Here is a 25,142-nt window from a genome sequence, read left to right on the forward strand (position 1 = left end):
AGTAACTTAGTAAGAGTTGCAAATGGGTATTTAATTTAAAATCAAGTATGTCGGATAGTTTTGAGAATATATCACCTGATGAATTTGAGAAACGACTGTTTGAATATCAGGAAGAAATAAATCAACTTCAGAAGCAAGTTGCCGCTTTAGATGCTGAAAATACTTTACTGGCCAAAGAGCTGAAAAATACCCGAACTCACGACGAATACGATTTACTTTTTAATACCACTGCTCAAGGTATTCTTATTCGCAATGCACAAGGGAAAATTACCTATGCAAACCCTGCGGCCTCAAATATTTTGGGGAAATCGAGCGAAGAGTTATTGGGTGTAACAAGCTTTGAGCCCCGAATTAATAATATTTTACCCGATGGCTCGATGATGGATGCCAATGCACATCCTGCAAAGTTGGCCCTGGAAACTGGTAAAGAAATCACGAACTCCGTGCTTGGAGTATTCAACCCCATTCAGCAAGATTACATTTGGATTAGCGTAACGGCAACTCCTATGTTCGATCGGGCTTCGAATCGACCCAAGCAAGTATTTACTGTTTTTGAAGATATTAGCCAAAGAATTGAAGCTGATAAAAAGATTAAAAGCAGTGAAGCAAAAGCCAGGGCTTTACTCGAAACAATCCCCGATGTAATCATTCGGATTACCCGCGATGGTAAAGTTGTTGACCTACATGGTAAACCCAATGGCTTATTTCACCATCCCCAAAATGCTGAATCGGTATCCATTCGAACTCTTTTCGAAAAAGAATTAAGAGAAAAGTTCTCGATTGCCATGGAAGAGGCTTTCGATACCAGGCAGGTGCAAATATTCGATTATCGTAAAAATGTTGAAAATAAAGGAGTCTGCTATTATGAATTCCGCATTAACTCGATAGGTGAGCGAGAAGTTACTGCCATTATTCGTGATATTACACAACAAAAGCGCTCGCAGCGCAAAGTAGTTGAGGCAACCAGGAGGTTAACCACATTAATTGGTAATTTAAAAGGAATGGCTTACCGGTGTTTGGTAGATGAATATTGGACCATGCTGTTTGTGAGCGAAGGAGTAAAAGAACTTACTGGATATACGGCTGAAGAATTAAATTACAATGCACAATTGGCATTTAACGATGTAATTCATCCTGATGATAGGGAATATGTTTCGAGAGAGGTAGATGATGCGGGGGAGAAGAATCGACGGTTTTCTTTAGAGTATAGGATACAGACAAAGGATGGCAAGTTAAAATGGGTGTTTGAACAAGGCTTAACCATTAAAGACAGGTTGGGAAGACCATTGTTTATTGAAGGCTATATCACCGATATCACCGAAAGGAAAATGGGAGAGCAGAAACTGGCTTTGAGCGAAAGTAAGTTTCGATTGCTGTTTAATTCGCTAAACGAAGCGGTATTTGTACATCCCTGGAAAGGTGAAGGTTTGCAAAATTTTATAGAGGTAAATGAAACTGCTGTTGATAGATATGGATACACGAAAGAGGAGTTCAGAAAAATTAATGCCCAGGCAATTGCCAAAAAAGGTGTGCTCACCAAGAGTAAAATAGAAGAGATTCGTGAAATTATTTCAGAATTGGGTAGCTTTTTTATGCGTACCTGGCACATTACCAAAGATGGACAAGAGTTTCCTGTCGAACTCACGGCAAACTTAATCGACCTGAATGGCGAGCAGTTTATCCAGACCGTTGTTAGAGATATCAGCAAACAGAAGAAAGCCGAAACCGAATTGGCCAGGAAAACCAGGATAGAAAAACTTTTAAGTAAGATATCGGCCGAACTGGTAAGTGCTCCTGTTGAGGCTATTGATGAGGCCATTCATTCCTCAATTGGCAAATTGGGAAGTCATACAAAAGCCGATAGGGCTTACCTGTTTTTGGTGAGTAGCAACAAATATGTCGAACGAAAATATGAATGGTTTGCAGGTGAAGAAATCATGGGCTTCGATAATCCCAAATTGATGCCTAGCGAGAGTTTTAGTTGGTGGATTGAGCGATTTAAAAAGTATAAAAATTTTGTGGTTGAGGATATCAAGAAATTGCCTACAGTTGCTTTTGCAAATTTTGATAAAGACCCACGAGAATATGTAAAATCGATGCTTGTATTTCCACTACTAACTCAAGATAAGTTGTTGGGCTGCGTGGTGTTCGATACGGTTAATGATAACAGAAAGTGGAATAAGACAGATAAAATTCATATCAAAACTTTTGCGGATATGCTTGCTGGTGTATTGAGCAGAAAACGATACGAGCAAGAGTTGATTTTTGCAAAGGATAAGGCCGAGGAAAGTGATCAGTTAAAATCAACCTTCCTGGCTTCCATGTCGCATGAATTGCGAACACCTTTGAATGCTATTATTGGATTTAGTACACTTTTAAAGCCCGATTCACCTGCCGAAAAAATTGAGAAATGGAATGAGATTGTAAAGTCAAGTGGGAAACATTTGCTTAAAATCATCGAATCGATTTTTGATGTGTCTTTATTGCAGGCCAAAGAGGTGAAATTAAATGTTGATCAGTTTTCTTTAAACGAGATGTTTGGCACAATTCAACAGTATGTAAAGGCTGAGGTGAAGAAGTTTAACAAGACCGATATTGGAACCAATTATATGCCATGTGGCGATTGTGATGTTTTCATCACTTCCGATCGTACAAAAGTGATGCAGCTTATTACCAACTTGCTGAACAATGCCATAAAGTATACAGATTCAGGACAAATCGATTATGGCTGTAAGATTCATGATAAAAGCATTGTATTTTTTGTGTCGGATACTGGAATTGGTATTTCAGATCGGTACAAGGAAGTGATATTTGATATTTTTAGACAGGTTGAAGAACCTTATTGGGGATTGCAATCGGGTGTTGGACTGGGTTTGGCCATTTGTAAGGAGATTTCGAATTTATTGGGAGGTGAACTATGGTTAGAATCAGAAAAAGGAAAGGGGTCCTGTTTCTATTTTAAATTGAATGATGTTGTTAGTATTCCTGATAAAAAAGAGTGTGATATACTAAAATCGATTGAGGTGCCAGACTTGAGTGGCAAGGATATTTTAATTGTTGAGGATGTAGAGATTAACTACGATTTGCTGGAGGAGATATTGGCTCCTACAAAGGCCAAATTGCTGTGGGCTAAAAATGGAGTCGTTGCAATTGGTATGGTAAAATCGAATCCCGATTTGGATTTGGTATTGATGGATGTTAAAATTCCTCATTTGGATGGATATCATGCCACCAAAAGAATTTTAGAGCTAAAACCTGGCTTGCCTATTATTGCGCAAACCGCCTATGCTTTAAAAGGAGATAAGCAAAAAGCATTAGATTCGGGTTGTGTAGCTTATATCACCAAGCCAATAGACCGGATTAAGCTGTTTGAACTGCTTCAAGAGTATGTGAAATAAAAAAGTCGACTCCTGCACTCAATTTTTGTTGTAAAATCAAGTTATTGTTTAGTGTGTTGTGGGTTTGTGGCGAGTTTAACTTGCAGATATAAAGGTGGTAAGAGGGTGTTGGGTGAGTGTTTGTGAAAGGACTGTCCCGGTGTAAGATTTTTATTATTCAATTATTTTTGTCAGCTTTGCTCCACACATTAAAAAGACTTGCCGTGAATATATCTACTTTACTATTTGGTATTCTTATCCTATTTGTGACTTCATGTAGTACTGGATCGGATAAAAAGCAAACAGAACAGGAGCAAAGCGAAATCAATGAAAAAATGCTTGTTTATGAACCAATTTTGGTGTCAGATAGTTTGCCGGTAGTTGTAGATGAACAATCGGGAATGATTTGGCATGATAGTTTAATCTGGGTAAATAACGATAGTGGTGGAGCAGCGGCATTGTATGCATACAATTTACAAGGAAGTTTGAAGAAAACTTTGCAAGTAAAAAATGTGTCGAATTTGGACTGGGAAGCTTTGGCCGAGGATGATCAGTATTTCTATATTGGCGATTTTGGAAATAATTATGGAACGAGACGTAATCTTAAATTATATCGTGTCGATAAATCCAAAATTGATAAGAATGATAAAATTGAAACAGAAGCTGAAGAAATTGGTTTCGAATGGGCCGATCAGAAGGTTTTTATATCGCTAAAGCATCACCATAATTACGATTGCGAAGCATTTTTCTCATCGGGAGATTCGCTCTACTTTTTCACAAAAAACTGGGCAAATTTAAAGACCAGGATGTATTCAATGCCAAAGACTTTGGAGCAGCATAAATTACAACCAAAAGCAGAATTCGATGCCGATTTATTGGTAACAGGTGCCGATATTAACACCACCGGTGATGTTGTTGCTTTGGTGGGCTATAAAGATTTCAGAACCTATTTGATTTTATTATATGATTTTGAAGCTACTGATTTTTTAGGAGGTAAAAGTGTGAAGCTCGATTTGGAAGTTTTAGGCAGTGCGCAAACCGAAGGGGTGCTTTTTACCGATAATGATGAATTGTATATCAACACAGAAGCAACAAAACAAAAGCAGGCCATTTATAAAATTGACTGGAAACAATTCATTAGCAATTAGTCTTGTTTCCAATCAAATATTCTATTCCTTATTTCATGCGGAAATACCTTTCAGCATTAGGGTAGTCAACAGGCGAGTTGTTATTTCTTAGGTATTCGATTATCGTTTCAGCATCGGTTAGTTCCTGAACTGTTCCTGTTTCAGGGAAATATGTATCATGAACTGCCGGAATATAATCGTTTAAGCCTACGCGTAATATTTGCTCATCTTCCAGGTGTTTGCCATCAACATCTTTAATAATTACATCCTGGCCGTTCTGACTAAGCTCTACACCCGAATAATAAAATCCGGCACCAGATTCTTTTAGAAACTTTTTGATATCAAGAACCGACATTTCATAAATAACTGTTCCATTGTTGAAAGGCGAAATTTCATAGATTTCTCGTGTGGTAATGTCTCCCTGGTTTAGCGAAGATCTTACTCCTCCTGTGTTCTGAAAGCTCAAATCTACCTGTAAACTATTGCGTAAGGCATCGGTGTAAAAACATCCAACCTGGCTTCTTCCATGGTTTCTGTTCGAATAGCCAATAACTTCTGTTAGATAGTCCTGGTTATTGTAATCTGCAATTAGGTTTTTTATCTCAGTATCTTCTATGGCGTAATTATTCAGGTCAATCAATTCAAAGCTAAATTCTTCAATCTTTTTGTTTGTAACCACCAGGTTTATTTTGCCAAGGTAATTTAAGTAACCACCCGATTGTACAATATGAACTCCATTTTCTACTGTATTTACTTTTTGATGAGAATGACCACCAATAATCAGATCAAAAAAGGGAAACTGATTGGCCAACTGAATGTCTCCAAGAACCTGATCGTTGCCATTCATTCCTAAATGACTTAGGCAAATGTATAGGTCGGCATCCTCCTCAGATTTGAGATCTGAGTACAGCGCAACAACATCCTGTGGTTTTTGAAATGTGATTTCTTTCACCCTCCATGGATGTGTAGAAGGAATGATAGCATCATCCTTTCCATTGGTTTCCACAAGCCCTAAAAATGTAAGTTTGATATCGTCCTTTGTGATTGTCTTGTATTCCAAAGGTTGTGGCAGTGGGCTGTTTTCCGTATTTACATTGGCGCAGATCCAATCAAATTCAGATTGAGTGAATCGGTTTTTTAAATTTTCCAGGCCATAGTCGAATTCATGATTCCCCAGAACAGCAATATCGAATCCGCTTTTGTTCATTAAATCCACCATAGGATATCCCTTTTCGGGATGATTATCAACAACAGGATTGCCCGAAAACAGGTCGCCTGCGCTTACAACAACTACCTGATGTTCTTCTCTTTCCTTATCAACAATGTATTTTAGCTTGGCAAAATTATCGATCTGTCCGTGTACATCATTCACACAAAAGATACTAATCTCTTTTGGAGTGTTATCAATCGGTTGCTTTTCTTCAGGTGTATTGCTGTCGGAGCAGGATGTAAAAATAAATGCAAAAAGTAGTAGGTAGTATAAGAATTGCTTCATGATGTGATTTAGTTAATTTGTGTGTGAAATTATAAAAAATATTTTCTGTACATAACAATTATTGGACCTAAAGTTGTGAGCTAAAATGCTGCCATAAGGCGATGATGTAATAAAGAATCTCATGCTTTGATTTTGAAATCCTTAAAAAGCTTGTAATTTTGCAAACCGTTTACTGAACAACCTAGATATTCGGATTGTATCATTGTAAATAAGAAAGATTTGAAAGACAAGTACAAAGAAATATTTGATAAAGGAACCGATTTGCCATTGGTTGAGGATTTCTATACCATTCAGGGTGAAGGGTATCATACGGGAAAACCTGCCTATTTTATCCGTATTGGCGGATGTGATATTGGTTGCCGCTGGTGCGATAGTAAAATTTCATGGAATCCGGCTGAACACCGTTTGATTTCGGTTGAAGAAGTGGTTCGAAAAGCGGTTGAATCGCCAGCCAAATCGGTTGTAGTTACAGGTGGTGAGCCATCTTTATATAATCTGGAGCCTTTGTGTACAGAGCTTAAAAAGCACAATATCGAGAACTTCCTGGAAACTTCGGGAGCATACAAAATTAGTGGTGAGTGGGATTGGATTTGTTTATCGCCAAAGCGAAATAAACTGCCGGTGCCATCTTCCTATCAGAAAGCCAATGAGCTTAAGGTGATTATTTACGATTTGGAAAAGGATTTTGAGTGGGCTGAAGAATTATCAAAGAATGTAGGTGAAGATTGCTTGTTGTACTTGCAATCGGAGTGGAGTCAGTATGTACACAATGTAAAACCAATTGTTGAGTATGTAAAGAATAATCCGAAATGGAATATTTCATTGCAATCGCATAAGTTTATGAGGATACCATAGTGTTTGGTTTATAATATAAAAGAAGGGCATTCAAATTGAATGCCCTTCTTGCCTAAACTAATAAACCAATTGTAGAAACTATTGCGATTAAAATGAAACTCCAAAAACAAGGAATAGGTTTTCTGCCATTGGGTTAGCGATAAGAGATGCAGAAAGAGGAAGTGAAAACTTTTCGGTAATGGCCACTTCTTTAGATGCAGTGAAACCCAGGTTCACAAAGCCGGCCGTATCGCCGTAAAAGCCCGATTCACCTTTTTCTTCATCAGCATCAACAGGAGTAAAACCTGCAAATACATCAATATCAATTTCCTTATAAGAGAAACTGTGTCCCAACTCTATGTATAAAGAGTATTGCTGATCTCCCTTATTATCCTGATCGGCTCCCCAAAAGTTCATTGCAGCCATAATGCTTATGGGAAATCCTTCCGAACCATTAAATGCAAGAGTTCCTTCCAGTATATGACCGGTTGATTTTTTCTTGTAGTCAAAATAGCTGTTCTTTGCAGCAATGTCATCAGTCGGGAAAAAGTAATCGGTAAGCGTAGCTGTAAAAAGATCATCGGCAAAAGTGTAAGAGAGGTAAATGTCGGCTTCAGCCCCATCATTATCACCATTATAAGCGTAAGAACCCCATGCACCAATGGCGAATCCTCCTTTGCTGTATTCAATACCCGGTTGAATTACTGGCCCGGTAGAGAATTGTGTTCCTCTCCAAACATATCGACTCATCAAATCTGCTCCAAATGAAAGCTCACCTTTTGTTTCCTGAGCCGATACTTGTCCGAAGAATAAAATCATTCCAATAAAAAATGTGTAAAACTTTTTAGTCTTTAGCATACTAATAGATTTTAGGATTAATAATTAAGGTTAATAGTTATATCTATACTGTTTTAATTGTGGTTTTTTCTTAATAGAAACACCTACCCCATTTTGAAGGGGGGTAGGTGTGGTAATTAATCAACTAATTTCTATTCTAACCCATTTATGAGAGGGGTATGTTTTCAAAAGTATGAAAAAATAAAAACAAGAACCAAAAAATAAGGGGGTAATTGCTTCGAAAAGTGATATTTTTTAACGCAAAGGTTTTAAAAATAGGGGGTATGCTTTTAAAAAGTGATTTTCTATAAAATGAGGTGTTGTTTTTCTGTAGAATTGGCTTAAATCAAGTTATCATTAGAAATGATTTAGATGAGAAGATATCGTAATTTATTTTTTTGCCTGATTATATCATGGTATTTTGAGATGCTGTTTGCACATAATAAAATACTGAAATGTATACTATTTATTGAATATAAATAATGAAATGCTTTGTAGATTTTGTTTTATGGGAATTGAAAAATCTTGATATTTGAATATCAAAATTACAAATCAATAAATTATAACTATGAGCATAAAAGGCACACAAACAGAAAAGAATTTGCTTAAGGCATTTGCCGGTGAATCGCAAGCAAGAGCCAGATATACATATTTTGCAAAACAGGCTAAAAAAGAAGGTTACGAGCAAATTGCTGCTTTATTTGTAGAAACTGCCGAACAGGAAATGCAACATGCCAAACGTTTCTTTAGTTTTTTAGAAGGTGGTGATGTTGAAATTACCGCAGCATATCCTGCAGGTAAGGTAGGTACTACGGCAGAGAACTTGAAAGCAGCTGCATGTGGTGAAAACGAAGAGTATACTGAATTGTATCCTGAATTTGCAAGAATTGCAGAAGAGGAAGGCTTTAAAAAAGTTGCTACAGCCTTTAAGTTAATTGCTAAAGTAGAGCAAATGCACGAGGAGAGATACCTTAAATTGTTAGAAAACATCGAAAAAGAAAAGGTATTTGAATCGGAGGAAGAAGAAGAGTGGTATTGCCGCAAATGTGGATACGTTCACAAAGGGGGTAAAGCACCGAAAAATTGTCCTGCCTGCGAGCACCCTCAAGCATACTTTGAGAAGAAAGCTAAAAACTATTAATATTAAAAAAAGGCTCCATTTGGAGCCTTTTTTTTTATTCATCCAATAAATCAGGACGTAATTTTTTAGTTCTCAAATAAGCTTGCTCTTCCTGCCATTTTTCAATCTTCTTATGATCTCCCGAAAGAAGAATTTCAGGTACCTTCCAGCCTCGGAATTCTGCGGGTCTGGTATAAATTGGTGGAGACAATAAATTGTCCTGGAATGAATCTGTAAGTGCCGAAGTTTCATCGTTCATTGCGCCAGGTATCAAACGAACTACACTATCTGTAATTACAGCGGCTGCCAATTCTCCTCCTGTAAGAACAAAATCGCCTATCGAGATCTCCTTAGTGATAAAATGATCTCTGATTCTTTGATCAATTCCTTTGTAGTGACCACATAGAATAATAATGTTTTCCTTAAGAGAAAGCATATTGGCAGTTTTTTGATCGTACTGATCACCATCTGGCGAAGTGAAAATGATTTCATCGTACTCGCGTTGATCGGTTAAATGTTCAATGGCCTTAACAACAGGTTCCAACCTCATTACCATTCCTGCTCCTCCGCTAAATGCGTAATCGTCAACCTTATTGTGCTTATCCTCCGAAAAGTCGCGAATGTTGTGGATGTGTATTTCAACTACACCTTTGTCTTTTGCTCGTTGAATGATGGAGTGGTTCAGTGGACTTTCCATCAATTCAGGAACAACAGTTAATATATCGATTCTCATGAATTCTAAATTTTGTGTAAAAGTATATATCCCGAATTAGTGATGCAAGTAAAACAAATATCAAGTCATTAAAATGAGCTACAAAGACAAAATGACACACGAAAAATCATAAAACAAGCCAAAATGACATGTTCGAAGCGGGCTTTTCTGACTTTTTGGATCAAAAAATGCAATGGTACATGCTTTGATTAATGTTGGTCGAAATTAAAAATGAAAATAATCGGAATCCGGAACCGAAGAATTAATAAAAAGTATAGGAGATTAGAGTTATGACATTATTGAGATATTCAAAAAGACCAAATGATTTTTTTACAAGTCAATTAATGAATCAATTGTTTAAAGAAACTCAGGATAGTTTTAAATCGGCTGTTGAAAGAGAGCAAGCTTTCAGACCTGCAACAAATGTTATTGAAGAGAAGGATTATTACCTAATCGAAGTTTCGATTCCAGGCTTTGCCAAAGAGGATGTAAGTATCAGAGTTGAAGATGGTTTTATTAAAATTTCAGCGAACAAGAAAGTTGAGAAAGAGGATAAAAAATTCCTAAGAAGAGAGTTTGGGGTACAAAAGTTCGAAAGAAGCTTTAAGTTGGCTGATACCATTAATCAGCAGAACATTTCGGCAGAAGTAAAAGATGGAATTTTAAACATTATCCTGCCAAAACTTGAAGAAAAGCAAGCTGAAGTTCACAATATAGAAATCAAGTAACTGAATAGTGGATTTATGTTTCTTGAAATATTCATAATAAAGAGCATGGTTTAGGGTAGTTAAATTTTTCTTAATAATTGAAAAAATTAGCTTAGTTAATTAGTTTGTTTTGGTGAAGAGGTTCGTGTAATTGCATGAACCTCTTGTTTTTTGAGGAAAAGAAAAATATTGAAAATCTTTGAGGATTAGCACATAATTAGTTAAATTCGTAAGAGTAGGCTTAAAAGTTTTCTTTTAGGTGGTATTGTTAACACGAGTTTCTTCCTGTTTTGAAACTTATCTAACTCAATTTACATGAAAGCACCAGATCTGTCAAATCCCTCACATGAGAATGAATTGAATGAAAATTTAGAAGAGAAGAATAAGGTTACCGATTCTCATGAAACCGAAAATTCAAATGAAGAGAAAGCAACAACTTCTGAAACTGAAAATGAAGATGTAATTGCTGAAGAAAAAAAGGAGAATGTATCTGAGACCGAAGAAGAGAAGACAAATGAAAAGGAGTCGGAACTTCAGAAGGAACCAGATTATACCTTAATGGAAAAAAGTGAGCTTAAAAACCGATTGAGTTTACTTCTGGAGAATGAGTCCTTATCTGCAGTTAAGGAGAAGGTAGAAGCAATTCAGTTTAACTTTTATAAAAAGCACAAGGAAGAAATTGAGGCTGCAAAGAAAAAGTTTATTGCTGAAGGTGGACCTGAAGAAGAGTTTGACTTTGGAACCGATGAGTTGGAAGTACAGGTGCGTGAGATGCTTCAAAAATTCAAGGATAAAAAGACAGAACAAAGCCGAAATATCGAACAGGAAAAGGAAGAAAATCTGAAGAAGAAATATCAGATTATTGAAGATATTAAGGAGCTGGTTAACAGGAAGGAAGCATTCGATAAAACTTTCCATGAATTCAGAGAGCTTCAAAAGAAATGGCATGAAATTGGGATGGTACCTCAGCAGGCATTGAAAAACCTGTGGGACAATTATCATCATCATGTCGAGAACTTCTACGATTATATTAAAATTAACAAAGAGCTTCGAGATCTGGACCTGAAAAAGAACATGGCCTCGAAAATTAAGCTGTGCGAAGAAGCCGAGAAATTGTTAGATGAAACTTCTGTGGTAAAAGCCTTTAATACCTTGCAAAAATATCATGAACAGTGGAGGGAAATTGGGCCTGTGCCTCGCGATGAGAAAGAAAATTTGTGGACTAGGTTTAAAGCTGCTACAACCATTATCAATCGCAAACATCAGGAGTATTACGAAGGCTTAAAGTCGGAACAGAAAAATAACCTGGAAAAAAAGACTGTTTTGTGTGAAAAGGCAGAGGAAATTGCCAATCGCGAAATCGGATCACATAAAGAGTGGAATACAAGTTCGAAAGAAATTATCGATCTTCAGAAGGAGTGGAGAACCATTGGTTTTGCTCCCAAGAAGGACAACAATAGAATCTACCAAAGATTTCGTGCAGCTTGTGATCTTTACTTCGATAAGAAGAGAGATTTTTACATGGCTCTAAAAGAAAAACTGAATGTTAATTTAGAGAAAAAGAAGGAACTGTGTGCCATTGCTGAAAGTCTTCAGGACAGCCAGGATTGGAAAGAAACAACCGATAAACTGATTGCCATTCAGAAAGAGTGGAAAACAGTTGGACCTGTGCCTAGAAAGGTTTCGGAAGAACTTTGGGTTCGTTTCCGTGCTGCCTGCGACAAGTTTTTTAACAACAAATCGGAACATTTCGATAATGCAGATGCAGGGCAGGTTGAAAACTTGAAACTAAAGGAAGCTCTAATTCAGAAAGTGCAAACCTACGAGCTTGTTGAGGATAATGAGAAAAACCTGAATGCACTTCGTCAGTTTCAAAAAGAGTGGTCCCAAATTGGTCATGTTCCTTACAAGAAGAAGGATAAAGTTCAGGAGGCATTTAGAAAATCCATAAATAGTCTGTACGATAGGATGAATATGGATAGCGATAATAAGGAGGTTCAGAAGTTTAAGTCGAAAATCGATAACTTCCTGACAATGAACAATTCCGAAGATAAAATTATTATTGAGCGAAATAAAATTGTGAACAAAATCAGGCAACTGGAAAGTGATATTGCTTTGTGGGAAAACAATGTTGGATTTTTCTCTTCATCAAAGAATTCAAGTGTTGTAAGTGAGATTGAGGAAAAAATTGAACGAGGAAAGCAAAATCTCGCCATCCTGAACGAAAAGCTCAAAATTATTGATGGTTTAGTTTCATAAATTTGTAATGTTTTATATTTCAAAAGCATTTCTTGTAATGAGGAATGCTTTTTTTTGCTTCCGATTTTTTTAGTGCGGTAAAATAAATCGATAAATGATCGCCTGAAACATGGATTTTGTTTCTTAAAAACCTATAATTTGACTACTTTTGCAGCTTTATTAAATCAATTAAAAAAGTTTATAAAGTGTCAACAACCAAATACATCTTCGTTACAGGTGGGGTAACCTCATCATTGGGAAAGGGAATTATAGCATCATCGCTGGCCAAATTATTGCAAGCCAGAGGATATTCTGTAACCAACCAAAAGTTAGACCCATATTTGAATGTCGATCCGGGAACATTAAATCCTTATGAGCACGGAGAGTGTTTTGTGACTGACGATGGAGCCGAAACAGATTTGGATTTGGGACACTATGAACGATTTACAAATGCTCCTACATCTCAGGCTAATAATGTTACCACGGGTAGAATATACCGTAACGTGATCAACAAAGAGAGAAAAGGAGATTTCTTAGGAAAAACGGTTCAGATCATTCCTCACATCACCGATGAGATCAAAAGAAACATCAAACTTTTGGGAACTAAACACAAGTACGATGTTGTGATTACCGAAATTGGTGGTACCGTAGGTGATATTGAATCATTGCCATATATCGAAGCAGTACGTCAGTTAAAGTGGGAGCTTGGACACGATGCTCTTGTTATTCACCTAACTTTGGTGCCTTACCTTGCAGCTTCGGGCGAGTTGAAAACAAAACCAACTCAGCACTCAGTAAAATCATTATTGGAAACCGGAGTTCAGCCAGAAGTATTGGTGTTGAGAACCGAGCATGAGTTGACTGCCGATGTTCGCAGAAAAGTAGCATTGTTCTGTAATGTTGATCCTAAGGCTGTTGTTCAGTCGATTGATGTTTCAACAATTTACGAAGTGCCATTGAAAATGCGTGAAGAAAAGCTTGATCAGACTGTTTGTGAAAAGCTTGGATTGGATCCTAAGAAAGAACCAAAATTGAAGGAGTGGACGAAATTCCTGACTCGCTTGCAGAATCCAAAATCAGAAGTAAAAATTGGTTTGGTAGGAAAATATGTAGAGTTACATGACGCTTACAAATCTATTGCGGAGTCATTCGTACATGCAGGATCGGTGAATGAGTGCAAAGTGAAGATTCAATGGATCCATTCTGAGAAATTGAATGATGCCAACTACCAGGAAGAACTAAAAGACCTGAAAGGGATTTTGGTAGCACCAGGTTTTGGACACAGAGGATTGGAAGGAAAAATTTTAGCCGTAAAATATGCTCGTGAGAACAATATCCCATTTATGGGAATTTGTTTGGGAATGCAGGTTGCAGTAATTGAATTTGCTCGCAATGTGTTGAAATTGGAAGAAGCTGATTCATTGGAAATGAATCCTAAAACTCCACATCCGGTAATTAACCTGATGGAAGAGCAAAAGAACGTAACCGAAAAAGGTGGAACAATGCGTTTGGGAGCGTATGACTGTATCCTAAAAGAAGATTCGAAAGCATTTGCAGCATACAAGCAAAAAGAAATTTCGGAACGTCACCGTCACCGTTACGAGTTCAATAACGAGTATTTGGAACAATTCGAAGCAGCAGGTATGAAAGCCGTTGGTATGAATCCTGATACTGGTTTGGTTGAAGCAGTTGAGTTGGATGGACACAAATGGTTTGTGGGTGTTCAGTTCCACCCAGAGTACAAGAGTACGGTAATCAAACCTCAACCATTGTTTGTTGAGTTTGTGAAGGCTACCATGGAAAAATAATTTCCCTGTAAGAGACATTACTTAGAAAAGATTAAAAAATAGAAAATGGATAGAAATTCGATTTGGGGCTTGGTGATCATCGGTGCGATTTTGATCGGGTATACTTACCTGACAAAACCATCGGAGGAAGAAATCAAAGCCATTAAGACCAGAGATTCTATTGCGCAGGTAGAAAGATTGCGCAGTGAGCAATTAGAAGCAGAAAGAATCGAGGCCTTAAAAAAGCAATACGCAGAGAAAAAGCAGGATACTGCAGCACTTCAGAGTGAATATGGAGCATTTGCCGGAGCGGTTCAGCAAAAAGAAGAGATAATTACCCTTGAGAATAAGTTGGTGAAATTGAGCATCAATACCTTAGGAGGTAAAATTGCCAATGTTGAGCTGAAAGATTACAAAACTTATGAGGCTGAAAAATTAATGCTTTGGGGTGAGAAAAATTCCAGGTTCGGATTAACATTCTATGCTGAAAACAAGGCAATGAATACCCAGGACTTGTTTTTTACTCCAGTAAGCACAGTTAAAACGGTTGATGCTTCTACAGCAACACAGGTTGTAAGCATGCGTTTACATGCTGGAGAAGGCAAGTACATTGAGTACAAGTATACATTAGAGCCAGATTCTTACATGCTTGGTTTTGATATCAATGTGGTAGGAATGCAGGATGTAATTTCTTTGAACCAAAGAGATTTAACCTTTAACTGGGCTGCCGATATTCCAAGCCAGGAAAAAGGCCGCAAATTCGAAAATCAGTATACCAATATCTTCTACAAGTTTTTCGAAGATGATGTTGATAGCATGTCTGCTTCAGGTGAAGATGAGGAAAGCCTATCAACCAAAGTAAAATGGATTGGGTTTAAGCAACAATTTTTCTCGTCGGTTTTGATTGCTGATGAATCTTTCAAAGGCATCGAATTGAAATCTGTGGACATGGCAGAAGATGATCCAATTCTGAAGAACTTCTCTGCTGCAATTTCATTACCATACCAGGGATCTCAACTGGAGAACTACCCAATGGAGTTCTATTTTGGTCCGAACAAGTACAAGACCATGAGAAAATATGGTAAGGATATTGAATTGCATTCATTGGTTGATTTAGGATGGAAAATGTTTGCCTGGGTAAACAAGTGGTTTGTAATTCCAATTTTCAACTTCCTTGAAAACCACATTGCAAATTATGGTATCATCATCCTGATTTTAACCATTATCATCAAGTTGATTTTGGCTCCTTTAACTTACAAGTCTTACATGTCGACTGCTAAGATGAAGGTATTGAAACCACAAATCGATGAAATTAACGAGAGAATTCCTAAGGATAAAGCAATGGAGCGCCAGCAGGCAACCATGGCATTGTACAAAAAAGCAGGTGTGAATCCAATGGGTGGATGTTTACCTATGCTGGTACAGTTCCCAATTCTGATTGCACTGTTCCGATTCTTCCCTTCGTCTATCGAGCTTCGTCAGAAGAGTTTCTTATGGGCAGAAGATTTATCATCATTCGATGCCATTGTAAGTTGGGATGCACATATTCCATTGCTGAGTTCATTCTATGGTAATCACATCAGTTTATTCTGTTTGTTGATGGCAATTACCAACCTGGTTTATACCAGAATGAACAGCCAGATGCAGTCTACCAATCAGATGCCTGGTATGCAAACCATGATGTATTTAATGCCGGTAATGTTCTTGTTCTGGTTCAATAGCTATGCATCAGGTTTATCATACTACTACTTTATTGCAACATTGTTTACTGTAGCTCAAACCTGGGCAATCCGTAAGTATATGGTTGATGAAGACAAAGTGTTGGCAACCATCGAGGCAAACAAGAAAAAGCCTGTGAAGAAATCGAAATTCCAACAACGTTTGGAAGAAGCTGCAAAGCAAAGAGGTTATAAACCTCCTAAGAAATAAAATCAATCCAATTGATATCATTCAGCCCCGCATTTTTATGTGGGGCTTTTTTGTGCTTTGTTATTTCCCTGAAAAATCTGTATTGATAAGAGTTTCTAAACCAAAGCATGCTGCATAACATTCTTTTCACTCTTTCCTTTCATTAATTATTGTCGGAATTTTAATAGAGTAAAACATTACCTGTCAGGACCGTGAAGTTGAGCTGTTTTACACTTTCCTCAACATAGCTTCGACTATCAGTCCTCTGCAACTTGCTTTTGCAAGCCTACAAAATCAAACAACAATTGCTCCCAAACTAACACTTATCATGGCAAAATTTACCAAAGAGGATGCGCTTCGCTATCACGAAGGCAAACGACCCGGAAAAATTGAGGTAATTCCGACCAAACCCCATTCAACCCAATTGGATTTATCGCTGGCCTATTCTCCTGGAGTGGCAGAGCCTTGCCTGGAGATTGAGGCAGATCCGAACAACGTGTACAAATACACAGCCAAGGGGAACCTGGTGGCTGTAATTTCGAATGGTACGGCCATTTTAGGCTTGGGCGATTTGGGTGCCGAAGCAGGTAAGCCTGTTATGGAAGGAAAAGGTTTACTCTTTAAGATTTTTGCCGATATCGATGTATTCGATATCGAGGTTGATAGTAAAAATGTAGATGAGTTTGTTAAGATTGTAAAAGGAATTGCTCCCACTTTTGGAGGAATTAACCTGGAAGATATCAAGGCTCCGGAATGTTTTGAAATTGAGGACCGTTTGAAGAAAGAGCTTGATATTCCAATTATGCATGATGACCAGCATGGTACGGCAATCATCTCAGCTGCAGGTTTGCTGAATGCGGTTGACTTGCAGAAAAAGAAGCTGAGCGATATTAAAATTGTGGTAAATGGAGCCGGAGCATCGGCTGTGGCATGCACGCGATTGTATATTGCTTTGGGTGTTAAAAAGAAGAACATCATCATGCTCGATAGCAAGGGTGTGATTCATAAATCAAGAACCGACTTAAGTACCATTAAAAAGGAATTTGCAACATCGGTAAATGTAAAAACATTAGAAGATGCCGTTGAAGGTGCTGATATGTTCCTGGGATTATCGGTTGCAAATGTGTTAAAGCCGAGTATGGTGAATAGCATGGCAGATAAACCTATTGTGTTTGCCCTGGCGAATCCAAATCCTGAGATTGCTTACGAGTTGGCGATGAAAACCCGTAAAGATCTGGTGATGGCAACGGGGCGATCCGATCATCCAAACCAAGTGAATAATGTGCTGGGTTTCCCATTTATTTTTAGAGGTGCTTTGGATGTAAAAGCTACCGGAATTAACGAAGAAATGAAAATTGCAGCTGTGAAAGCCCTGGCAGCTCTGGCAAAAGAAGATGTGCCTGATATTGTGAATACCGCTTATCATGAAATGAACCTAACTTATGGTAAGGATTATATCATTCCAAAACCATTAGATCCACGCTTACTTACTGTTGTTGCTCCTGCTGTTGCTAAGGCTGCCATGGACTCGGGAGTTGCTAAAGCTCCAATTCATGATTGGGAAGCTTACAAAAATCAGTTGGAAAAACGCCTGGGAAGAGATAACAAATTATTGCGTGCCTTAACCGATAAGGCCAAACGCAACCCCAAACGAGTGGTATTTGCCGAAGGAGCCAACTTTAAAGTATTGAAAGCGGCGCAAACCGTACTTCATGAGGGAATTGCAATTCCAATTCTTTTGGGAAATCCTGATTATATCAAGAAGCTAATCGACGAGAATGACCTGGATTTGGATGGTGTTTCAATTATCAATTGGAGAGCCGCCGAAGAACGAGTGAGAAGAGAAGAATACGCCAAAATTTTATTCCGTAAGCGCAATCGTAAAGGACTAACTTATAGCGAGGCTGTGGATAAAATGACCAACCGAAATTATTTTGGGGCTATGATGGTTGAAACTGGTGAAGCTGATGCTTTTATCAGTGGATCAACATCAAAATATGCCGATACGATTCGTCCGGCAATTCAAACTGTTGGTATCAAGTCGGATATCAACCATATTGCAGGCATGTATCTTCTGATGACTAAGCAAGGGCCAATTTTCTTTTCGGATACCACGGTAAACCCTCGTCCCGACGCACAAACATTGGTTGATACAACATTACTAACGGCCGAAGCGGTTCGGAAATTCAATATCGAGCCTGTGATTGCTATGGTTTCTTACTCCAACTTTGGATCCATAAGAGAAGGAAGTCCTGTGAGAGTTCAACAGGCAGTGGAACAATTGCATCATGAGCATCCGGAATTGATTGTAGATGGTGATATTCAGATGAACTTTGCATTAAACCCAGAGTTGAGAACCAAAATGTTTCCATTTTCGAAACTGGGTTGGCGAAAGGTAAATACCATTATCTTTCCGAACCTGAGTAGCGGAAATATTGCCTATAAAATGATGCAGGAAATAGGGGGTGCTGAAGCCATTGGACCAATACTGCTGGGAATGAACAAATCGATACACATTGTGCCTTTGGAAAGTTCGGTTCGTGAAATTGTAAATATGGTTACCATAGCTGTTGTGGATGCGCAATAATGCATCTGGATTCTCATATTATTTAAACCAGTTAGGATGAAAAAAAACTAACTGGTTTTTCATTTTCGAAAACAATGCTTCCTCTGAAACAATTTTATGGATAAACACGCTAAAGTGTTGATAGAATGAAGGTTTAATTGAGGGATTCTGTTTTCATGTTTAAGAAAAAATAACCAGATGTTAAGTGTTTAATTTTTCTTATCTACTGATAGTCAGGCGAAAGTGTAGGTTGATCATGCGAGATTGCGCTCTCACCAAAATAACTTAGACTGAATCTAAGTAATGAGTCGTTAAATTTGTACATATCAGAAAATCTCACGAAATTTTATTTACCGTTTTTAAAAATACAGGCTGATGATTGCTTGTTTTAGTCGGTGTGCATAAAGATTAAACCCAACTTTATGTAATTCATATTACTACCCAAACAAACGATTATTCGCCCAGAAAAAGTTGCGTGCTTTTTCAAAATTTCTATTTGCATAAAATTAATCGGCAGAATTGTTTTCTGTGACCGAGGAAGCGAAGCTGTGCCGATAACATATATGATAAAACATCGATCTACCATGAGAATTTGATTCAGGGATTCAACCACCCGTCAACCAAATCAACTTCTCATGAGGAACTATTTACATTCACTAGTATAAACCTTAACTCAATCAACCATGCAAGCTTTGAGAAGGCCGTATCTTTGGCACGCGATTTATACCAAATCGCGTGCAGAAAAGAGGCTGTACAAAGAATTGTGCTCAAGAAACATTGAGTGCTACCTTCCTTTAAAAAAAGAGCTTCGCCAGTGGAGCGATCGAACCAAGTGGGTCGAAGAGCCACTTATTCGTTCTTATTTGTTTGTGAAAGTCAGCGAGAGGGAGTATTACAACGTAATTAATTCTAGTTACGCTGTTCGATATGTAACTTTTGGTGGCAAAGCTGTGCCTATACCTGAAGAACAAATTCAAGCCCTTAGAGTTTTTCTCGACGATGAAAACCGTAAGGTAGATTTAAGTCATGAAAATCTGGAAAAGGGTGAATTGGTAGAGGTAATGGGAGGTCCTTTAAAAGGGATCAAAGGCGAGATCATGCAAATAAAAGGAAAGGATCGTATTGTAATTCGATTCGATTCTTTGGGAACTTGTGTTTATACTGATATTTCGTTAGACAAGATTAAACAAGTTCAACCCATCGTTTGATACCATTCAGAGTATCACAAAAATCAGGAAATATTTATGAGTAAGTTTGAAGTAGTTACCACAATTGGATTGGGGTATATCGGACTTCCTACGGCCTCGCTTATCGCTAGAAGTGGGATTCGTGTGCAAGGGGTAGATGTAAATCCAAGGGTAGTAGAGGCAGTTAATTTGGGTGAAATCATCATTGTTGAACCTGAGTTAGATGAATTAGTTCATCAGGTAGTAGAAGATAACTTATTATCGGCTCACCTTGAGGTGCAGGAAGCAGATGTGTATACAGTTGCAGTTCCAACTCCTTTCAAGGGCAACCACGAGCCCGATATCTCTTATGTGTTAGATGCCACTAAAGCGGCAATTCCTTTGCTTAAAGAGGGCGATCTATTTATTATTGAATCAACTTCGCCGGTTGGTACAACCGAAACGGTTCGCGATTTAATATATGCACAACGTCCCGAATTGGAAGATCGTTTGTTTATTGCATATTGTCCTGAAAGAGTTCTTCCAGGCAATATCATTTACGAGTTGGAACATAACGATCGCGTAATTGGTGGTATCGACGAGGAATCGACAGAAATGGCCTGCGAATTTTTCAGGCAATTTGTGATTGGTGAACTTCACAAAACCAATTCCAGAACTGCCGAAATGTGTAAACTGGTTGAAAATTCTTCGCGCGATGTACAAATTGCATTTGCCAACGAATTATCGATTATCTGCCAGAAAGCCAATATCAACGTGTGGGAACTGATCGAACTTGCAAACAAACATCCAAGGGTGAATATTCTTACTCCTGGTTGTGGAGTGGGCGGACATTGCATTGCTGTTGACCCTTATTTTATTGTTTCGGAATACCCGCTCGAAAGCCAGATTATTGGAAAGGCTCGCGAAATTAATAACTACAAAGCATTCTGGTGTGTCGAGAAAATTAAGAACGCTCAGCTTCAATTCAAATTGGAACGGGGATACGATCCTAAAATCGCAATCATGGGTTTGGCTTTCAAACCAAATATCGATGATTTAAGAGAATCACCAGCTATGTACATCGCCAATAAGGTAACTCAATCTGGACAGGAAGATTTTTTAATTGTTGAACCGAATATCGAGAGTCATGACGATTTTCAAATTAGTGATTATGAAATTGCCTTTGATATGGCAGACTTAGTGGTTTACTTGGTTGCGCACAACGAATTTAAAACACTCCCATTTAGCGATGAAAAGATGATTCTTGATTTTTGTGGGATCACCAACCAACAGCTTAAAATTGAGAATGAAATTCCTGTAGAAGTTCTGAAACCGAAACAGAACAAAAGAAACAAGTTAAGATAGCACTACTACTTTTTTACATTTTAATTCTAAAATTATGAGTAATAACAATAAATACAGGGTATTGCTGGTTTTTGGTACACGACCCGAAGCCATAAAAATGGCACCTTTGGTAAAAGAGTTTCAGAAATATCCGGAACAATTTGAAACCATAGTGTGCGTAACAGGCCAGCATCGAGAAATGCTTGATCAGGTATTAAATCTATTCGAAATTGTTCCTGAATACGATTTGCAAATCATGAAATCGGGACAGGATTTATACGATGTTACAAGCAGGGTATTAATGGGTATGAGAGATGTATTAAAAGTCTCAAATCCCGATTTGGTTTTGGTACATGGCGATACTACCACATCATCTACCACAGCATTGGCAGCTTATTATCAGCAAATTCCAATTGCGCATATCGAAGCCGGATTGCGTACCAACAATTTATATTCACCCTGGCCCGAAGAAGCGAACCGACAAATTACCGGACGATTGGCGCAGTGGCATTTTGCTCCTACCATCATGGCACAGAAAAACCTAATGGATGAAGGAATTTCTAAAAATAGGATTGTGGTAACCGGCAACACTGTGATTGATGCATTGCAACTTACCTTGACAAAAATTCATCGCTCTTCGAAAGTAGTGATGGACATTGTGAATGTTTTGCAATCGAAAGGAATTCCAACTCGCCTGGTAGCAGAATGGGTGTATCGAACAAGAAAAATGGTTTTGATTACAGGCCACAGAAGGGAAAACTTTGGAAAAGGATTCCTCAACATTTGTGAATCGATTAAATTCCTGGCAGAAAAATATCCTGATGTTGATTTTGTTTACCCGGTTCATTTAAATCCGAATGTTCAAAAGCCAGTTTATGATATTCTTGGTCAAGATCCGGCACTTGAAGGAGGAACAAACAATAATATTTTCCTGATTGATCCGATTGATTACCTGCCTTTCGTTTACCTTATGGATTTATCCTACCTGATTCTTACCGATTCGGGAGGAATACAGGAAGAGGCACCTTTCCTTGGTAAACCTGTATTGGTAATGAGAGATACCACAGAAAGACCTGAAGCGCTTACTGCGGGTACCGTGAAATTGGTAGGAACAGATTCACATAAAATTATTGAATCGGTTGATTTGTTATTTAGGGAAGAGGTCAGTTATCGAAAAATGGCACAGGCAATCAATCCTTACGGAGATGGAAAAGCCTGTATTCGAATTGTTCAGGAACTTAAAAAAGCTTCTTCCATCAGGGAACGCATTGTTGCCTAAGTTGTCGCTCACATGTCAGAACTAAAGAGTCAAACCATAAAAGGGGTTTTTTGGAGTTTTGTCGAAAAATTTGGGTCTCAGTTTATCTTACTGATATCACAAATTATTCTCGCTCGATTACTGGAACCTCGCGATTTTGGACTACTTGGGATGCTTGCCTTGTTTATCGCAGTTTCCCAGGCATTTATCGATAGTGGTTTTGATAATGCACTCATACAGAAAAAAGATGCCGATCAAACTGATTTTTCAACTGTTTTCTTCTTCAATATCAGTATTGGAGTCGTATTGTATCTCATTCTGTTTTTTGGAGCACCATTAATTGCCGATTTTTTCAGAACACCCGAGTTAATCGATCTGACTCGTGTGGTTTGTTTAATTTTGGTAATCAATTCCTTTGGTTTGATTCAGTTTGTAAAGTTCAAAATTGAGATGAACTTTAAGGCCATAGCACAAGTAGTAGTTACAGCAAACCTGCTTTCGGCGGTTTTGGGCATTAGTTTGGCTTTACTAAATTTTGGTGTTTGGGCCTTGGCGGCTCAAGTAATGGGAATTTATATATTCCGTACCATTTTGTTTTGGCTAAAAAGTACCTGGCGACCAAGTTTTATTTTCTCCATTCAATCCTTTAAAAGTTTATTCAACTTTGGATCTAAACTTTTGTTGTCAGGCCTAATTAGTCAAACCTTCGAAAATATTTACCTACTGGTAATCGGAAGAATGTTCTCCGCTACGGCTTTGGGATTTTACGATCAGGCCAGAAAGTTTCAACAAGTACCGGTTGCCACCCTGGCACAAGTGGTTGGCAATGTTACCTTCCCGGCATTTTCGAAAATTCAGGATGAAAATGAACGATTACGAATGGGATTCAGAAAACTGATAAAACTGCTTGTGTTCATCAATTTTCCATTGATGATAGGCCTTGCAGTAATGGCTGAACCCCTATTTCAAATTGTGTTGGGAGAAAAATGGTTGCCATCTGTTCCCTATTTTCAGTTGTTGTGTATCGCCGGAATGATCTACACACTGCATTCATCCAACCTGAATATACTAAAAGTAAAAGGTCGGTCAGACCTGTTTCTATACCTTGAAATTATAAAGAAAGTATTTGTTGTGTTGGCAATAATTATTGGTTTGCAATGGGGAATCATGGGCCTTATAGTAGGGCAGATTTTTACCTCGTTCATCAGCTTTTTTATCAATGCATTTTATACCGGAAAACTAATTTCCTATTCAACTTTCAGCCAGATTAAAGATGTGAGTTCAACATTCTTTATCACCTTACTTACTGCAGCTGTAATGAGTATTGGTTGGTTGATCGAAAATCAAATTCTATCTCTCTCTTTTCAGATACTTGCTGGTATCGGAACATACCTACTATTGGCTTGTGCGACAAAACAAGAAGCAGTTGGCGATGGTATCTTAATTCTTAAAGAACTTATACCTACACGAAGATGGAAAAACGTAAAATACTAGTAACAAGACCACAATTGCCACCATTAAACGAATTTATTCCTTTGTTGGCAGATATTTGGGATAGCAGGTGGTTAACAAATAATGGAAAATACCATCAGGAATTTGAGAAGGCATTGGCCAAATACCTTGGAGTACCTTATGTGGTGCTATTTGCCAACGGAACCTTGGCACTAATGGCAGCCATTCAATGTTTGCGAATTAAGGGAGAGGTGATCACCACACCATACAGTTTTGTAGCAACTACCCATTCTTTATGGTGGAACGATATTAAACCTGTGTTTGTTGATATTGAGCCAGATTACTGCAACTTGGACCCTGAAAGAATTGAAGCGGCAATTACGCCAGCAACAACCGCAATACTGCCGGTTCATGTGTACGGAAATCCATGTAATGTTGATAAAATACAAGACATGGCCGACTATTATGGACTAAAGGTAATTTACGATGCTGCTCATGCTTTTGGAGTACGACTGAATGGTTCAAGTGTACTGAACTATGGCGACTTATCCATTGTAAGTTTCCATGCCACAAAAGTGTTTAATACCATCGAAGGAGGAGCAATTATTTGCCATGATATCAAAACCAAAAAACGATTGGATTATCTGAAAAATTTTGGAATCGCAAATGAAACCACCGTAGTTGCCCCTGGAATTAATGCCAAAATGAATGAGCTGCAGGCTGCCTACGGATTATTGCAGTTAAAATACTTTGATACAGTAATTGATGGCCGCAAACACATTACAGACCGATACAAGGAAGGATTAAAAGAGATAGCTGGTATTAGATACCTTGATGAACCTGCGGGAGTGGATTACAACTATTCCTACTTTCCGATATTTATTGACGAGAATGAATTTGGTAGAAGCAGAGATGATTTATTTGAAGAGTTAAAAAAGCATGGTATTTACGGAAGAAGATATTTTTATCCGCTAATTAGTGAGTTCCCAACCTACAGGGGATTGCCTTCGGCCAAAGGATTGGATATCGCACATGAAATATCAAGACAAATAATTTGTTTGCCTTTGTATCCCGATTTGGCCGATGATATTGTTGATTTAATCATCTCTATTGCGAAGGGCATGGCACAACCTAATATTGATAAAGTTCCGGTAAAAGTGCTTAAAACCTACAAGGAAAAACGAAAATTCCCTAAAGAAAAATAAACCAGCCTT

At 38.0% G+C, this 25,142-nt stretch carries 17 protein-coding genes; 14 read left to right on the plus strand and 3 right to left on the minus strand.

Features of this window, described 5'->3' with window-relative positions:
• The first annotated feature begins 47 nt into the window (after positions 1–47).
• Both ELS83_RS05515 and ELS83_RS05520 read left to right on the plus strand, forming a co-directional pair.
• Positions 48–3,398 carry a PAS domain S-box protein gene (locus tag ELS83_RS05515; protein ID WP_171594535.1) on the plus strand — a complete coding sequence of 1,117 codons (3,351 nt, stop codon included), beginning with the start codon at positions 48–50 and terminating at the stop codon, positions 3,396–3,398.
• A gap of 203 nt (positions 3,399–3,601) precedes the next feature.
• Positions 3,602–4,525: a hypothetical protein gene (locus tag ELS83_RS05520; RefSeq protein ID WP_171594536.1), complete on the plus strand. Its 924-nt coding sequence runs from the start codon at positions 3,602–3,604 to the stop codon at positions 4,523–4,525.
• A 28-nt stretch (positions 4,526–4,553) separates the two neighbouring features.
• Here ELS83_RS05520 and ELS83_RS05525 read toward each other — a convergent pair whose 3' ends face one another.
• Positions 4,554–5,999: a bifunctional metallophosphatase/5'-nucleotidase gene (locus ELS83_RS05525; protein WP_171594537.1), complete on the minus strand. Its 1,446-nt coding sequence runs from the start codon at positions 5,997–5,999 to the stop codon at positions 4,554–4,556.
• A gap of 219 nt (positions 6,000–6,218) precedes the next feature.
• On the opposite strand from ELS83_RS05525, the gene ELS83_RS05530 reads away from it, so the two are divergent.
• The gene (locus ELS83_RS05530) at positions 6,219–6,854 is read left to right on the plus strand and encodes a 7-carboxy-7-deazaguanine synthase QueE (RefSeq protein ID WP_171594538.1); all 636 of its coding nucleotides are present in this window, start codon (positions 6,219–6,221) and stop codon (positions 6,852–6,854) included.
• 87 nt (positions 6,855–6,941) lie between these two features.
• Here the strand turns inward: ELS83_RS05530 and ELS83_RS05535 are convergent, their stop codons facing one another.
• Complete coding sequence (locus tag ELS83_RS05535; protein ID WP_171594539.1) at positions 6,942–7,691, minus strand: TorF family putative porin; 750 nt, start codon at positions 7,689–7,691, stop codon at positions 6,942–6,944.
• A gap of 547 nt (positions 7,692–8,238) precedes the next feature.
• Here ELS83_RS05535 and rbr point away from each other — a divergent pair.
• Positions 8,239–8,811 carry a rubrerythrin gene (gene rbr / locus ELS83_RS05540; protein ID WP_216616395.1) on the plus strand — a complete coding sequence of 191 codons (573 nt, stop codon included), beginning with the start codon at positions 8,239–8,241 and terminating at the stop codon, positions 8,809–8,811.
• A 34-nt stretch (positions 8,812–8,845) separates the two neighbouring features.
• On the opposite strand, the gene trmD is transcribed toward rbr, so the two are convergent.
• Positions 8,846–9,523 carry a tRNA (guanosine(37)-N1)-methyltransferase TrmD gene (trmD, locus tag ELS83_RS05545; protein WP_171594540.1) on the minus strand — a complete coding sequence of 226 codons (678 nt, stop codon included), beginning with the start codon at positions 9,521–9,523 and terminating at the stop codon, positions 8,846–8,848.
• A gap of 323 nt (positions 9,524–9,846) precedes the next feature.
• Between trmD and ELS83_RS05550 the strand changes: the two genes are divergently transcribed.
• The 10 genes from ELS83_RS05550 (at position 9,847) to ELS83_RS05595 (ending at position 25,133) form a co-directional block, all read left to right on the plus strand.
• On the plus strand, positions 9,847–10,230 hold the full coding sequence (locus tag ELS83_RS05550) for an Hsp20/alpha crystallin family protein (protein WP_171594541.1): 384 nt from the start codon (positions 9,847–9,849) through the stop codon (positions 10,228–10,230).
• Between the two features lie 294 nt (positions 10,231–10,524).
• Positions 10,525–12,468 carry a DUF349 domain-containing protein gene (locus ELS83_RS05555; RefSeq protein WP_171594542.1) on the plus strand — a complete coding sequence of 648 codons (1,944 nt, stop codon included), beginning with the start codon at positions 10,525–10,527 and terminating at the stop codon, positions 12,466–12,468.
• Positions 12,469–12,653: 185 nt separating this feature from the next.
• Positions 12,654–14,255, plus strand: a complete 1,602-nt coding sequence (gene pyrG, locus ELS83_RS05560) for a CTP synthase (RefSeq protein WP_171594543.1) — start codon at positions 12,654–12,656, stop codon at positions 14,253–14,255.
• A gap of 45 nt (positions 14,256–14,300) precedes the next feature.
• Positions 14,301–16,163 carry a membrane protein insertase YidC gene (yidC, locus tag ELS83_RS05565; protein ID WP_171594544.1) on the plus strand — a complete coding sequence of 621 codons (1,863 nt, stop codon included), beginning with the start codon at positions 14,301–14,303 and terminating at the stop codon, positions 16,161–16,163.
• 307 nt (positions 16,164–16,470) lie between these two features.
• On the plus strand, positions 16,471–18,729 hold the full coding sequence (locus ELS83_RS05570; RefSeq protein ID WP_171594545.1) for an NADP-dependent malic enzyme: 2,259 nt from the start codon (positions 16,471–16,473) through the stop codon (positions 18,727–18,729).
• A gap of 662 nt (positions 18,730–19,391) precedes the next feature.
• Positions 19,392–19,916: a UpxY family transcription antiterminator gene (locus ELS83_RS05575; protein ID WP_171594546.1), complete on the plus strand. Its 525-nt coding sequence runs from the start codon at positions 19,392–19,394 to the stop codon at positions 19,914–19,916.
• A gap of 36 nt (positions 19,917–19,952) precedes the next feature.
• A complete protein-coding gene (gene wecC, locus ELS83_RS05580; protein WP_171594547.1) occupies positions 19,953–21,239 on the plus strand; it encodes a UDP-N-acetyl-D-mannosamine dehydrogenase in 1,287 nt (428 codons plus the stop codon).
• Positions 21,240–21,273: 34 nt separating this feature from the next.
• Positions 21,274–22,497 carry a non-hydrolyzing UDP-N-acetylglucosamine 2-epimerase gene (gene wecB, locus ELS83_RS05585; protein WP_171594548.1) on the plus strand — a complete coding sequence of 408 codons (1,224 nt, stop codon included), beginning with the start codon at positions 21,274–21,276 and terminating at the stop codon, positions 22,495–22,497.
• Between the two features lie 12 nt (positions 22,498–22,509).
• On the plus strand, positions 22,510–23,970 hold the full coding sequence (locus ELS83_RS05590; RefSeq protein ID WP_171594549.1) for an MOP flippase family protein: 1,461 nt from the start codon (positions 22,510–22,512) through the stop codon (positions 23,968–23,970).
• A complete protein-coding gene (locus tag ELS83_RS05595) occupies positions 23,949–25,133 on the plus strand; it encodes a DegT/DnrJ/EryC1/StrS family aminotransferase (protein WP_171594550.1) in 1,185 nt (394 codons plus the stop codon). Before ELS83_RS05590 ends, ELS83_RS05595 begins: the two co-directional genes overlap by 22 nt.
• Positions 25,134–25,142 lie beyond the last annotated feature (9 nt).

Origin of the sequence: Marinifilum caeruleilacunae (genome assembly GCF_013141825.1) — a bacterium.
GTDB classification, from domain to species: domain Bacteria; phylum Bacteroidota; class Bacteroidia; order Bacteroidales; family Marinifilaceae; genus Marinifilum; species Marinifilum caeruleilacunae.

What these genes read in the sequence shown, in the direction of transcription:
- ELS83_RS05515 (WP_171594535.1), top strand. Translation starts at nt 48, where the DNA reads ATGTCGGATAGTTTTGAGAATATATCACCTGATGAATTTGAGAAACGA.
- ELS83_RS05525 (WP_171594537.1), bottom strand. Translation starts at nt 5,999, where the DNA reads ATGAAGCAATTCTTATACTACCTACTACTTTTTGCATTTATTTTTACA.
- ELS83_RS05535 (WP_171594539.1), bottom strand. Translation starts at nt 7,691, where the DNA reads ATGCTAAAGACTAAAAAGTTTTACACATTTTTTATTGGAATGATTTTA.
- rbr (WP_216616395.1), top strand. Translation starts at nt 8,239, where the DNA reads ATGAGCATAAAAGGCACACAAACAGAAAAGAATTTGCTTAAGGCATTT.
- trmD (WP_171594540.1), bottom strand. Translation starts at nt 9,523, where the DNA reads ATGAGAATCGATATATTAACTGTTGTTCCTGAATTGATGGAAAGTCCA.
- ELS83_RS05550 (WP_171594541.1), top strand. Translation starts at nt 9,847, where the DNA reads ATGAATCAATTGTTTAAAGAAACTCAGGATAGTTTTAAATCGGCTGTT.
- ELS83_RS05555 (WP_171594542.1), top strand. Translation starts at nt 10,525, where the DNA reads ATGAAAGCACCAGATCTGTCAAATCCCTCACATGAGAATGAATTGAAT.
- yidC (WP_171594544.1), top strand. Translation starts at nt 14,301, where the DNA reads ATGGATAGAAATTCGATTTGGGGCTTGGTGATCATCGGTGCGATTTTG.
- ELS83_RS05570 (WP_171594545.1), top strand. Translation starts at nt 16,471, where the DNA reads ATGGCAAAATTTACCAAAGAGGATGCGCTTCGCTATCACGAAGGCAAA.
- ELS83_RS05575 (WP_171594546.1), top strand. Translation starts at nt 19,392, where the DNA reads ATGCAAGCTTTGAGAAGGCCGTATCTTTGGCACGCGATTTATACCAAA.
- wecC (WP_171594547.1), top strand. Translation starts at nt 19,953, where the DNA reads ATGAGTAAGTTTGAAGTAGTTACCACAATTGGATTGGGGTATATCGGA.
- wecB (WP_171594548.1), top strand. Translation starts at nt 21,274, where the DNA reads ATGAGTAATAACAATAAATACAGGGTATTGCTGGTTTTTGGTACACGA.
- ELS83_RS05590 (WP_171594549.1), top strand. Translation starts at nt 22,510, where the DNA reads ATGTCAGAACTAAAGAGTCAAACCATAAAAGGGGTTTTTTGGAGTTTT.
- ELS83_RS05595 (WP_171594550.1), top strand. Translation starts at nt 23,949, where the DNA reads ATGGAAAAACGTAAAATACTAGTAACAAGACCACAATTGCCACCATTA.